The 11,965-nt window shown below is 71.2% G+C and carries 9 protein-coding genes and 1 pseudogene; 2 read left to right on the forward strand and 8 right to left on the reverse strand.

The genetic code is table 11. The features are described 5' to 3' along the window. Positions 1-5 precede the first annotated feature (5 nt). The 4 genes from SSP24_RS13385 to SSP24_RS13400 all read right to left on the reverse strand — a co-directional run bounded on the left by SSP24_RS13385 (position 6) and on the right by SSP24_RS13400 (position 6,239). The gene (locus SSP24_RS13385) at positions 6-2,915 is read right to left on the reverse strand and encodes an ATP-binding protein (protein WP_141309736.1); all 2,910 of its coding nucleotides are present in this window, start codon (positions 2,913-2,915) and stop codon (positions 6-8) included. Between the two features lie 182 nt (positions 2,916-3,097). Then, the gene (locus SSP24_RS13390) at positions 3,098-4,105 is read right to left on the reverse strand and encodes a (-)-alpha-amorphene synthase (RefSeq protein WP_141309737.1); all 1,008 of its coding nucleotides are present in this window, start codon (positions 4,103-4,105) and stop codon (positions 3,098-3,100) included. 28 nt (positions 4,106-4,133) lie between these two features. Next, positions 4,134-5,534, reverse strand: coding sequence for a cytochrome P450 (locus tag SSP24_RS13395; RefSeq protein ID WP_141309738.1), 1,401 nt, complete (start codon positions 5,532-5,534; stop codon positions 4,134-4,136). Between the two features lie 324 nt (positions 5,535-5,858). Continuing rightward, entirely contained in the window at positions 5,859-6,239 is a 381-nt protein-coding gene (locus SSP24_RS13400) for a DUF5997 family protein (RefSeq protein ID WP_141309739.1), read from the reverse strand. 73 nt (positions 6,240-6,312) lie between these two features. Here SSP24_RS13400 and SSP24_RS13405 point away from each other — a divergent pair, with 73 nt between their 5' ends. Further along, positions 6,313-7,062: a LysR family substrate-binding domain-containing protein gene (locus SSP24_RS13405; protein ID WP_141309740.1), complete on the forward strand. Its 750-nt coding sequence runs from the start codon at positions 6,313-6,315 to the stop codon at positions 7,060-7,062. 56 nt (positions 7,063-7,118) lie between these two features. On the opposite strand, the pseudogene SSP24_RS13410 reads toward SSP24_RS13405, so the two are convergent. The 3 genes and pseudogenes from SSP24_RS13410 to SSP24_RS13420 all read right to left on the reverse strand — a co-directional run. Further along, positions 7,119-7,519 (reverse strand): annotated as a pseudogene (locus SSP24_RS13410) (beta-L-arabinofuranosidase domain-containing protein); the annotation flags it as partial. A gap of 15 nt (positions 7,520-7,534) precedes the next feature. Beyond that, positions 7,535-8,230, reverse strand: a complete 696-nt coding sequence (locus tag SSP24_RS13415; protein ID WP_141309741.1) for an HAD family hydrolase — start codon at positions 8,228-8,230, stop codon at positions 7,535-7,537. A 12-nt stretch (positions 8,231-8,242) separates the two neighbouring features. After that, entirely contained in the window at positions 8,243-8,725 is a 483-nt protein-coding gene (locus SSP24_RS13420; protein ID WP_141309742.1) for an Lrp/AsnC family transcriptional regulator, read from the reverse strand. Positions 8,726-9,017: 292 nt separating this feature from the next. Between SSP24_RS13420 and SSP24_RS13425 the strand changes: the two genes are divergently transcribed. Next, positions 9,018-10,514 carry an FUSC family protein gene (locus SSP24_RS13425; protein ID WP_141309743.1) on the forward strand — a complete coding sequence of 499 codons (1,497 nt, stop codon included), beginning with the start codon at positions 9,018-9,020 and terminating at the stop codon, positions 10,512-10,514. Between the two features lie 493 nt (positions 10,515-11,007). Here SSP24_RS13425 and SSP24_RS13430 read toward each other — a convergent pair whose 3' ends face one another. Further along, entirely contained in the window at positions 11,008-11,931 is a 924-nt protein-coding gene (locus tag SSP24_RS13430) for a sirohydrochlorin chelatase (RefSeq protein WP_141309744.1), read from the reverse strand. Positions 11,932-11,965: the final 34 nt, after the last annotated feature.

Below are 11,965 nucleotides of genomic sequence, written 5' to 3' on the forward strand. Positions count from 1 at the left end.
CGAGGTCACGGCCGAGGCCGCGGGAACGTCTCCAACGCCCGCGCCAGCCCCGCCGCATCCGTACCCACCTTGCGATACACCAGTGACAGCAACTGCCGCACCCCCTGCTCGGTGAGACGCAGCTCCTTCGCCACGACCGCGGCCGGCTTGCCCAGCGCGGTCAGTTCGGCGGCTCGGCGTTCCTGGGCCGTGAGGGTGTCCGTCTGGGCGTAGCGCAGGGGCAGGGGGCGCAGACCGGCGGCCGAGAGCTCGTCCCGGGCCCGCGCCGCCAGGGCCTCCGCACCGCAGTGCACGGCGCCTTCCAGACCCTGGTAGAGCCGGTCGGCGGCCTCCGGGACCCGGCCGTTGCGGGACAGCGCGGCGCCGTGTCCGACGAGCGCACGGGCCAGTTCGTACGCCGCGGGCGAGCGCTGCAGTTCGGTGACGGCCTCGGCGTACAGGTCCAGTGCGGCCGTACCGCCGGTCACCTCGGCCTCGGTGTGCAGTGCCTGACCGATCGCGGAGGCCGCGCCGAAGTCACGGGCCCGCTTGACGGCGTCCCGCGCGAGCCGGACCGCGCGGTCCGGCGCGGACGGCGCGAGGGCGTACGCCAGGTTCAGCTGCCACGGGCACCAGGCGGGGTTGCGCCACGCCCGCGCCTCCAGCCGGTCGCCGACGGCGGCCAGCCGCTGCTCCGCCTCGCCGTGCCGGCCCTCGGCGAGGAGCAGTTCGGAGTAGACGGTGCGGGGGTCCGGGTAGATGACGGCGTTCGGGACGGCATCGCCGTAGTGGTACGAGTCTGCGAGCTCACGGGCGTCGGCGGTGCGGCCGCGGGCCAGCAGGGTCTGGATGAGGATGCCGATGGCGAACCATTGGGCGGGGACGGCGCCCTCCACCCGTTCGGCGGTGCGCAGACCCTCCCGTGCCCAGTGTTCCGCCTCGGTCAGCAGTCCCCGGCGGTAGCGGATATAGCCGAAGAGGGTCTGGCCGACGGCCAGATGCGAGCCGCGCCAGCCCTTGCGCGCGCACTCGGCCATGCCCTTGGTGAACAATTCTTCGGCACGGCCCGGCTGGTCGCCGTACATGAACACCAGGGCGACGGAGACAGGAACCTCGAAGCCCCGGTTCTCCTCGGTCCAGCTCATGCCGCCGCGCAGGGCTTCCTCGGCGCAGGTGAGAGCGGTGTGCCGTGGTTCGCCGCGGACCAACGCGTCCCAGCCCCGGAGCCCCAGGATGTAACGCTCCTCCAGGCCCCGGCCCGTCAGTCGCTCGGCGAGCCGTGCCAGCTTGCGTGAGCGGGCGGGGGAGTCGGGCTCGTCGGCGCGGAACATGCTCCAGACGTAATGATCGGCCTGCATGCGCAGCTTGACCCGCGCGTTGGCGGCCTGGCGCGCTTCCTGCTCGGCCACGGCCGCGGCCTCCGCCATCTGATCTGTGTGTGCCAGCGCCTGGGTCAGCCGGTAGACGATGGAAGCACGCAGGTCGGGGTGGATTTCCGGCTCGGTGAGCGCCTCCCGAAGATGGCTGACCGTGGCCGTGGGCTCGATCAGGAAGGTGGAGCAGGCGAGATCATGGAGGAGTGCGGCACGATCTTCCGGAAGCGGCGGCTCCTGCAGCGCTCGGGCGAGCAGTCGGCGGGCGGCTTCCGGGGCACCGGCGCGAAGGTATTCGCGGGCGGCCTCCCAGAGGCAGGCAACCGCCTCGGCGTTGCCTTCGCAGGGCACCTCCAGCAGGTGCCGGGCGGCGGCCGTCGGGCCGAGTCCCGCCGCACGGACGGCCACGGCGGCCGCGTTGTGCATGCCGACCCGGAACGGAGTGCGGATCGAGCGGTAGATCGTGGTGGCGATCAGCGGATGCACGAACTCCAGACCGCCCCCCGGCCCGTGCCCCTCGGCCAGGATGCGGGCCGAGCGCAACTGCTCGGTCGCCTCGGCGGCCTGCTCACTGCCGATGCACGCGATGGTGGCGGCGATGTCCGGTCGGAACGGGGCACCCAGCACGGCTCCCGCCTCGGCGAAGTGGACGGTGCTGGTGCTGAGCCGCCCGAGGCACTCGATGAGGCCCGGCCCCTTGACCGCCGCCGCGAGGTCCCGCATGGCCGCCAGCTCATCCGGTGCGCCCTTGACCTCGCGTTCGCCGAGCCGGATGGCGAGTTCTACGGCCTCGAACGGACTTCCGCTGGTGACTTCCCAGCATTCCCTGCAGAACTCGTCGTCGGCCGCCTCACCCACCTCCTCTCGGACGATCCGCGCCACGGCCTCGCGGGTGAGCGGTGCCAGGGAGTAGGGGCGAGTCCCCTGACCTGTCACGAGCGCACGGAAGGGGGCCGCCTCGGGCGGCAGTTCGTTCGGCCGGTAGGCGACGACGATGAGCAGCGGAAGGCCTTCGGCCCGCGCCGCGAAGGAGGTGAGCCAGCCGAGGGACTCGACGTCGGCCCAGTGCAGGTCGTCCAGGAGCAGAACCATGGGCGCCTTCATCACCGTCAGGCGCGTCATGACCCAGTCGATTCCGTCACGCACCCCGGTCGGGTCCGGCATCTGGCCGGTGTCCGTCGCCTCCAGCCCGAGTGCCACGGCGACGATGTCGTACCAGCTTCCGAGGAAGGTACGCAGTTGTTGCTGTTCCATGGCCGCCAGGGCCGGTTGAACGAGCTGGCGCACCACGTGGAACGCCAGCTCCTGTTCGTTCTCGCCACCCCGGCCCGAGAGCACGGTGAACCCATGTGCGACGGCCCGGGCGCGTGCCTCCGAGAGAAGCCTCGTCTTGCCCATGCCCGCCGGGCCGGTGAAGGCGAGCAGTCTGCCCTGCCCCGCGCGCGGCGTACCGTCGGCGGCGTCACGGAGGTCCGACAACGCGGCCTCAAGACCGTGAAGTTCCCGGTCGCGCTCGAACAACGACCGGGGCTCCGTGATCGGTTGTCGCGACACTTGCGCCATGTGCGCTACCGCTTCCTGTCATTGATCCTCGGAGGACAGCGCCGAGAGTACGCCCTGGTGGACGCTCCGTGGCCAAATTGAGGAATGAGGATGACAGGGAAGGATGAATCATCCGGCGGCGTGGTTTGATTGTCTGTTCTTCGGGTACATCTCTTCGATCGTCGGGGTCATGCGTTCGTGCCTCACGAACGGACGGCCGCCACGGCGGCGTCCGCGTAGCGCGGGACGGTGCGGGACCAGTAGTAGCAGCCGCGGATCCAGCCGACCATGCCCTCCACATAGCCGACGCCGGCAGGACTCAACTCCGATTCGATCTCCTCGTAGAGCTCCTCGAACTCACGGATCGTGTCGTTGATCTGTCGGATGGCCAGTCTCACCGCGATCGGCAGGGAGCACTGTCGCGCGCGCTGGTGGGCCAGGGCCAGATTGATCATTCCGCCCGCCCGTTGTTCCTTCACCGCGGAGAAGAGGTCGGCCGTCCATACGGCCGCGTCGACCGACAGCCGCCTCAGACGTTCCATGACGGGGTGGTAGAACTCCTCGGCGGTCACCTCGCGGGACTGCGCGGCCTCGTACAGCGGGTAGAAGGGTTCAACGCCCGCGGTGAGCGAGCGTATGGTCGTGCACACTCCGGTCGATATAGGGACAGCGTGTGTCTGGGCCACCGATTCGTACAGCAGACCGTGTACGTACTCGCGGCTCCGCCAGCTCCATCGCGCCGCCTGCGCGGGCGTGCACCGCTCCTGGACCTGGCGGCGGAGGTCGGTCAGCGCGGCGCCGAGCGGAGTGCTGGGCGGCTGGCCGTCGCGCAGAATCCCGATGCTCTCGCACAACATGGGCAGCAGCCGGCCCGGCCACCGGCGGCCGAGTTCTTCGGCGCGGTCGTCGAAGACGAATTGATAGGCGATCTGGTTCGCCACGATCTGCAGAATGTCCCGGCCCACCGTCGGGCTGTTGTAGGACGCGAGCTGCGCGGGCCGAGTGCGGACAATCATGTCCGCCACGGCGGGGTCGTCGGTCAGTCCCCACGCGCGCAACCACGCGTCGACTCCTGCCGTGACTTCGGACTCATGGGGATTGCTGAGAAATGGGAAGGGCATGTAGAGGGAGGCGTCTATGAGTTCCTTGAGGGTGCCTCCGGGCAGTCCGCTGTGCGATGCGGTCGGGATTTCCTGATGCACCGTGGGCATCGTTGTCACCTGCCGTTCGGAAAAGCTGTCATGCCTGACGCGGCTCACAGAGCATCACCAGCGCCCTCGGCCCCAATGTCGCCGCCGGGCGCGGCTGTCCGTCGTGCCCCGACACCGGCCGCAGACGCCATTGAGCGGCAACCGCCGCGACCCCCACCATCGCCTCCGCCATGGCGAATCTGTCGCCGATGCATTTGCGGTTTCCCGCGGCGAAAGGCAGCATCGCGCCCTTCCGTACGGTCGTCTCCTGTTCCGGAAGCCAGCGTTCGGGAAGAAAACGTTCGGGGTTGGGGAAAGACGCGGGGTCGTGGTGCAGGAGATAGGGGCTGTAAAGGATCATCGCCCCCTGTGGAAGCCGATGCCCGCCGAACTCCGTCTCACGCGTGGTGACCCGGGTGAACAGCCAGCCGGGCGGAGACACGCGCAGCGTCTCGGTGACCACGCACCGGGCGTATTCCAGGCGCCCCAACTCCTCGTGGCCCGGAGCGCGTCCATCGGGGAGTACCGCGTCGACCTCGCGGTGCAGTGCGCGCTCCGCCTCCGGGTTCACCGCCAGCAGGCTGAACGCCGAGGCCAGGCACATCGCCGTGGTCTCCACACCGGTGAGCAGGAGCGTGATGAGCTGGTCGTGGATTTCCCGGTCGGTGATCCCTCGCGGTTCTGTGGCGTTGCCGTCCGCCTCACCGCCCCCGGCGCCGTCCCCGTCGCGCGCCGCGAGCAGCGTGCCCAGGAGATCCTCGCGTGGAGGGGCTGCCCGGCGTTCGGTGATGATCGCGTCGACCAGAGTGTGCAGGCGGTGAAGTGCCTGCTGGTAGCGCCGGTTCGCGGGCGTGGGTATGCGGAAGACGGCCTCGACCGGCACGACCGTACGGGCGAACAGGCCCCGCACGACCGTGGCGAGGCTCTCGCGCACGAGGGCCGCCCGCTCGGCGCCCAGCGAGCCGGAGAACAGCACCCGGCTGGTTACCCGCGTCGTCAGCGCCATCATCGCCCCGGTGACGTCGACCTGCTCGCCCGCCCGCCACTCACGGCACAGCGCCTCGGCCTCCTCGGCCATCAGCTCGGTGTACGCCGCGATGCGGGACGGGTGGAAGCCGGGTTGCAGGAGCATGCGTTGGCGGCGGTGCTCGGACTGCGGGCAGGTGACGATGCCGTTGCCCATCAGCGCGCCGAGCCGGTCGTACTGCGTGCCGCCCTTGTCGAAGGTGTGCGGGTCCATGAGCATCTGATGGACCAGATTCGGATCGCAGATCATCCAGGCACGCTGCGGGCCCAGGCGTAACTCGACCAGATCCCCTTGGGCGGGGAGGGAATTCAGAAAGTCCAGCGGGCGCCGGAACAAGGCGATAGCATGGCTGACGGGTGGGAATATGCCCGGCGCAGTACCCACGGTCGATACTCGGGCCGGTTCGGTCACAGCACGACTCATCGAATACCCCTTGCCTCAGCCGACACATGGAAAGCCGGTGACTGTTCACCGGCTGTGCGCTTGAATCCTTGTTCTGCCCAGTTCAACCCGCGGTCGGCCCCTCGAATCCTCTTTTCTCGGGGGCGCACGGGAGCACAAAGAAGCATCGGTGAACGGCAGTTGATAGGGCCTGCAGAAAACGACTATTGACTTCGGGCGCCGTACTCGTCGTCGACACCGACGGCGAGGACGGCGGCTCCGGCTCCGGGGGGGGGCTGCTGTCAGGCCCCGCCATTTCTCTCAGGAACCGCAAGAACCTCAGGAACCGCAGAAACCTCAAGAACCTCAGGAACGCTCGGCCTTCTTCTGCTTCAGCCGGGCCGCTTCCTTGCGCACCTCGGCCTGCGTCGCTCGCTCCTTCTCCAGCCACTCGGGACGCTCCTGCTTCAGCGTCTCGATCTGCTCGGTGGTGAGCGGCTCGGTCACCCCGCCGCGCGCGAGACCCGCGATGGAGACGCCCAGCTTCGCCGCGACCACCGGGCGCGGGTGCGGACCGTTGCGTCGCAGGTCCCGCAGCCACTCGGGCGGGTTGGTCTGGAGCTCGTTCAGCTCGGCGCGCGAGACGACGCCCTCCTGGAACTCGGCGGGGGTGGCGGGCAGGTACACACCCAGCTTCTTCGCCGCGGTCGCGGGCTTCATCGTCTGGGTGGTCTGGTGCGACTTCATGCACTCCAGACTATCCGCCGGATACGAGACATCCGAACGCGAGACATCCGACCACAGCCGGTAACCTGGCGGGGTGACAGGCTCGGAAGCACCCCCCACGTTCCGGCTCGCGTACGTCCCTGGGGCGACACCCGGCAAGTGGGTGCGGATCTGGAACGAGCGCCTGCCCGACGTCCCCCTCACCCTCATCTCCGTGACCGCCGCCGAGGCATCCGATGTGTTGCGCGACGGCGGCGCGGACGCGGGGATCGTACGGCTGCCCGTGGACCGTACGGTCTTCAGTGCGATCCCCCTCTACACCGAGACGACGGTCGTCGTGGTCCCCAAGGACCACCTGATCACGGCGGCGGACGAGGTGACGGTCGGGGACCTCGCCGACGAGGTCGTCCTCCACCCCCTCGACGACGTCATCGGCTGGGAGCAGCTGCCCGGGGAGCCCGCCTTCGAACGCCCCGCCACCACCGCCGACGCCGTCGAACTCGTCGCCGCGGGCATCGGCGTCCTCGCCGTCCCTCAGTCCCTGGCCAGGCTCCACCACCGCAGGGACGTCACCTACCGGCCGCTCGTCGACGCACCCCAGTCGAGCGTGGCCCTGTCCTGGCCCGAGGACGCGCACACCGACCTGGTCGAGGACTTCATCGGCATCGTGCGCGGCCGGACGGTCAACAGCACCCGCGGCCGCACCCAGGCGCAGGCCACCCAGCCGAAGGAGAAGCGCCGAGCCGAGCCGACGGCGCGCCGGAAGCCGGCGGCGAGGCAGAGCCCACGGTCCGGCACCGCCAAGGGCGGCGGCCGCCGCGGCAAGCCCCGCCGCCGTTCCTAGGCCCTGCCGTCACATTCCCGCCTGCCCGACGACGCGACAGGGCCAAGTCGCGCGCCTCAGCGGACGTACGACGCCTGCTCCGCCGTACGCACCACCGCGTCACCGTCGGCCCGCGCGAGCAGCCCCGCCGTCACGCACGCGTCCACCGTCGACCGTACCCGCGTGACCAGCGCACCCTTGCCGCCGAACGGCGCCCCGGCCCCCACCTCGTCGAGCAGGGTGGTGGCAGCAGGTCGCCGGAGAGGGCGGCGTTGCGGTACAGCCCGAACTCCAGGTAACTGGTCGCCGAGTTGCGGCCGACCAGGTTGACGGGGCCGTAGAAGAGGGTCTGCAGGGACGGGTCGTCGAGCGCCTGCTCGACCCAGAGCCGGAAGGGCATCGCGATCCGCACCACATCGCCGTCCCGCCAGGTCCGGGACACGGTGAAGTAACTGCCGGGCTGCGCGGTCCCGCCGACCGGAGCGAAAGTGGGTCAGGGGGTGCGAGTCGTGCGCGTGAGCCAGTCGTACGCCGCTCGTGCCGTGAACTCCGCCTGCCCGCCTCGCACCAGCAGGCCGGCGGTCGCGAACTCGGGGCCGTCCGCCTGGTCCGGGACATAGGGGAGGGCGATGCAGCGCATCCCGGCCGCATGGGCGGCGGCCGCGCCCGGAGCCGCGTCCTCGACGACCACGCAGTCGGCGGGCCGCGCGCCGAGGCGGCGGGCGGCCTCCAGGAAGACGTCGGGAGCGGGCTTGCCGTGGGCGACCTCGTCGGCCGAGACCAGGGTGCGCAGGTGGGCGTCCAGACCCGTACCGGCCAGGACCGCCGCGATCGCCTCCGGCGAGGAACCCGACGCCACGGCCATCGGCACACCCTCGGTGGCCAGCAGTTCCACGAGCTTCCGCATCTCCGGGTACGCGCGCGTGTGAGCGCGGGCGAGCTCCAGATAGCGGCGGTTCTTGGCGGCGAGAAGCTCGGCCATCGGGGCGCGCAGGTCGTAGCGCCGCCGCCAGTCGAGGATCGTGTCCAGCGTGCTGATGCCGATGTACCGCTCGTGCTCGGCCCAGGTGTACTCCGGCACGCCGTGCTCGGCGAGGGTCAGTCGGCCCGCTTCGTAGTAGTTCGGCTCGCTGTCCACGAGCGTTCCGTCGAGATCGAAGATGACCGAAAGGGTGCCGAGATTGCTCATCGCGTCATGATGTCAAGATCTGCTGCGCGCCGTCCGCCCGATCGACTCCACCAGCGGCAGCAGCCGGTGCGGGACGCGTTCGCGCAGTGCCACCTCGGTGCGGGTGCGCACGACTCCGGGCAGGCTGATCAGCTTCTGGATCACATCTTCGAGGTGCTCGTTGTCGCGCGCCACGACGCGGGTGAGCAGATCGCCGCCGCCCGTGATCGAGAACGCCTCGACGATCTCCGGTACGGCGGCCAGGGCGTCGCCCACCTCGTCCAGGTGACCCTGCGTGACCTCGATGTGCACGAACGCCAGCACCGGGTGGCCGAGGGCGGCGGCGGAGAGCGTCGGACCGGTGCCGGTGATCACGCCGTCGCGCTCCAGCCGGTCCAGACGGGCCTGGAGCGTGCCGCGGGCGACGCCGAGGATGCGGGCGTACTCGCGCACGCTGGTTCTCGGCTGCTCCAGCAGCAGGCGCAGGATGCGGGTGTCCAGCTCGTCCACGGCCATGGCGCCCGGCCTCCTCCGTCGGTGATCAGCGTCGACTGTACCAATGGCTCAACCAAGCGCTCATGGGGTGGACCGTCCGACGTGGCCCGTTGGCTCGGAGGCGGGTCGAAGGTGGCTGTCGACGGTGTGCCAATGGCCCAGCGAGCCGGGCGGCACTTGAGCCAGTGGCGGAACTGATGGTGTCATGGAGGCGTCGATGGCGCTGCGGATCCCGCGGCGCCTTTTTCATGCCGGTCGTAACAGTCGTAGCAGTCGTAGCAGTCGTAGCAGTCTTGGCAAGGGGCGGGAAGCAGTGCTGAAGAGGGTGTTCGTGGCGCCGGACCCGGGGCGGGCGCGGCTGCGTTTCGCCGCGCGGGCCGTGCTCGGCGTGAGTCTCGCGGTTGTCGTCTGCGGTCTCGCGGGCCACTCCCTCGTCGGCGCCGTCACCGGGGGACTGGCCGCGCTGCTCGCCCTGTTCACGGTCACGGACGCCACCGTGCGGGGGCAGGCGGTCACGACCGCGCTGCTGCCCGTCGTCGGGCTGCCGGTGCTGGCCGCCGCGGCGGTGCTGCACGACCACCCCGGCGCCCGTGACCTCACCTTCCTGGTGGTGGTCGGTGCGGGCGTCTACGCCCGCCGCTGGGGGCCGCGCGGGCACAGCCTCGGCGTGTTCGCGTTCATGACCTTCTTCATCGCGCAGTTCCTGCAGGCCACGCCCGGACAGCTGCCCGAGCTGTCGGCCGCCGTCCTGCTGTCCGTGCTGTGCGCGGCCGCGGTGCGCTTCGGGCTGTGGTGCTACGAGCGCCGTACGCCCCCGGCCCCGGCGGTCGCCCCGCCGGACGGGATCGGGCTCGCCCGGATCACCACCCGGCAGGCGATCCAGGCGACCGCCGGCGCCGGCTTCGCGCTCGTGGTGGGCCAGTTGGTGTCCGCGGAACGCTGGTACTGGGCCGTCGGCGCCACCTGGTGGATCTTCGTCAACACCAGCTCGCGCGGCGAGACCCTCGTCCGCGGCTTCCGCCGGCTGCTCGGCACGGTGCTCGGCATCGGCCTCGGTCTGCTTGTCGCAGTCCCGCTGAACGGCGCCGTCGTCCCGTCGGCCGTGCTCGTCGCCGCGTGTGTGTTCGGCATCTTCTACACGGCCGCCGTGTCGTACACCTGGATGATGCTTTGCGTCACCCTGCTCGCGGAGCTGCTCTACGGTCTGCTGGACCTGCTCCAGCCCGCCCTGCTCGCCCTGCGCCTGGCCGAGACCGGCATCGGGGCGCTGGGTGCCGTGCTTGCCGTGCTGTTCGTGCTGCCGGTCACCACCCACACAGTCAACAACGCCTGGATCCGGCACGCCCTGCGCTGTGTCCACGCCTGCACCGCGGAGGCCGCAGCACGCCTCGCCGGCGACGGCGGCGCCGACCCCTCCCCGCGCGTGGCCGAACTGGAGCAGCTCCTCGGCCGGGTACGGCTCGCGCTCGCCCCGCTCGTCCACCCGCTGAACCCGATGCGGGGCCGCAAGCGGCGCGCCCGGCAGGTGATCGCCCTGCTCGACGACTGCGCTCGCGAGATCCGCGGCCTGGTCGCCGTCGCCGCCGACCCGGAGGCCTCCCACGACGTCCGCCTGACCGCCGCCTGCTGGCGCGTACAGGCCGCGGTGGAGGCGCTCACGGACGGTACGACACAGCGGCCCGCCGCCCTCGCACCCGAGCCACCCACGACCGAACCGGCCCTCGCCCACCTGCACGGCCTGGAGCGCGCCCTCACGGAACTCGCCAAGCCCCTGCGCACACCGCCCGGCTCGCCGCTGGTCGGGGCCTGAGATCCACGCCGACCGGATCTGACGCCTTCCCTCACCTTGGTCCAAACCGCGGCGTGATCAACTGCTGGTGCCGGCTGCGGCATCCGTCACCGAGACGCCGGTCTTGCCCGGCAGTCCGGCGCAGGACACCTACCCGTCGGGCATCGAAGCCTCGTCGACGGCCGCTTCGTGTGGACCGCGACGCGCCGGGAGGACGTGCAGTCGGTCTTCCCGTCGAGGGGGCGGGCTGCGGCTGACCAGGCCGGTGTCCTGCGGAGGTCACTGGCCGCGGCGATCGGGGAGTCGAGCGGGTTCCTGTACGTGCGGACGAGCGCTCCGGTGACGCGACGTGGTCTGCGGTCGACTGGGAAAGCGGGCTGCCGCGGCGGGTCTGCTCAGTCGGTGTGGTCGCGGTGGCCAGCGTGGTGTTCGGCTGAGCTTCGCCACCAAGGCCGAGGGCCCGCTCCGGTGTGTGGAGTGGGCCCTCGGTCGTATGACTGGTCGTGCGGCGGGCTCAGCGCACCGGCGTACCCTGCGGCTGCTGCGGGGCGATGCCCAGCGCCGTCGTGTACTTGGCCAGCGCGAGCTTGCCGATCGCCGGGTAGGGGCCGAGCGCCTCGGCGGCGGGGCAGCCCGCCTCCTTCGCGGCCTCCTCGATCAGGCCCGGGTCGATCTCGGGGCCGATCAGATACGGGGCGAGCGCCAGCTGCTGCGAGCCAGAGGAGCGCAGCTGCTCGGCGACGGAGGCGATCGAGCCCTCCTGGTCGAGGGCCGCCGCCATCACCGGCACGGCGAGCCGCGCGGCGAGCAGCATGCCGGTGATCCCGGCCGCCTGCACGGCCTCCTCACCGCCCACGGAGGCCAGGATGATGCCGTCCGCGGCCGTGGCCACGGTGAACAGCCGGGCGCGGTCGGCGCGGGCCAGCCCCGCCTCCGACAGCCGCACGTGCAGGGCCTCGGCGAGCAGCGGGTGCGGGCCGAGCACGTCCGTCAGCTCGGCAGCCACCCGGCTGTCCATCACGGCCTGGCGGACCTGGCGCAGCAGCGCGCTGTCCGGACCGGCCAGCAGCGGCACCACGACGGCGACGGGGCCGTCGGGCTCCTTGACGTCCATCCCGGCGGCCAGCGCCTGCTCGTAGCGGGCGGTGCGCTCGTCGGCGGCGTGCGCGAGCACGGCCTGGAGCGTGAGGAACTCCGAGCCGTCCCCGTCGACGTAGCCGATCCGGGCGTCGAGGCCGGGGAGCTCGGAGCGGGCGATGCTCACGACCTCCTCGGCGAGACTGCGCGTGGCGGCGCTGGGCGTGCCCGGAACCGCGAGGACGAGCGCGGGCGCGCCCTCGGGAGCCGCCAGCGGCTCGGGTCGGCGGTGCCGCCCGGGCTGGCGGGGGCGCGGCATTCGTACTGGCAGGCCGGACGCGGGCCCAGTGGGGGAGCTCATGGCGCCGCATGTTACTGGCTTACTGGGCTCCCCT

This window comes from Streptomyces spinoverrucosus, from assembly GCF_006539505.1.
Classification (GTDB): domain Bacteria; phylum Actinomycetota; class Actinomycetes; order Streptomycetales; family Streptomycetaceae; genus Streptomyces; species Streptomyces spinoverrucosus.